This window comes from Parapusillimonas granuli (assembly GCF_013416525.1).
Lineage (GTDB): Bacteria > Pseudomonadota > Gammaproteobacteria > Burkholderiales > Burkholderiaceae_B > Parapusillimonas > Parapusillimonas granuli.
Genome location: NZ_JACCEM010000038.1, coordinates 1 through 536, shown reverse-complemented (window position 1 = coordinate 536; position 536 = coordinate 1). Strand labels below are relative to the sequence as shown.

Sequence of the window (536 nt, the reverse complement as noted above, 5' to 3'; positions counted from 1 at the left end):
CAATCTGTTTGTTCAGGCGACCGGCCACTATGCGCTCCAGCACCTGCTGTTCGCGTGCTGTCAGGCGGCTGAGCACGGCTTGATGATTTTTTTGAGCCTGGGCCTGGCTGACCCGCTCGGTGGCTTGTTCCAGCATGCGAGCAACGATAGTGCGCAGGTCAGTTTCGTTGAAGGGCTTTTCAAGAAAGTCGATGGCGCCCTTCTTCATGGTGGTGACGGCCATGGGAACGTCGCCGTGCCCGGTGATGAAGACGATGGGTAATGGCGCGCCCCGCCTATTAAGTTCTTCCTGGAGCTCAAGACCGCTCATGCCCGGCATACGCACGTCGGCAATCAGGACACCCACTTGATCGGGCTCGTAAGTATGGAGGAATTCTTCAGCACCGCTGAAGCTGCGCACACGGTAGCCATTGGCTTCCAGCAGCCAGCGTACTGAGTCGCGTACCGCTTCGTCGTCATCGACGATAAAAACTCTGCTCGGTGCTTGAGATGTAGTCATGCATTCAACTCCTGGGGATTTTCTGTTGTGCTGGTCG

At 56.9% G+C, this 536-nt stretch carries 1 protein-coding gene; it reads right to left on the bottom strand.

From position 1 onward, the window contains the following. Positions 1–499 (bottom strand): response regulator transcription factor (locus tag H0A72_RS21955; RefSeq protein ID WP_180158635.1); only part of this gene is annotated, 499 nt, incomplete at its 3' end. Positions 500–536 lie beyond the last annotated feature (37 nt).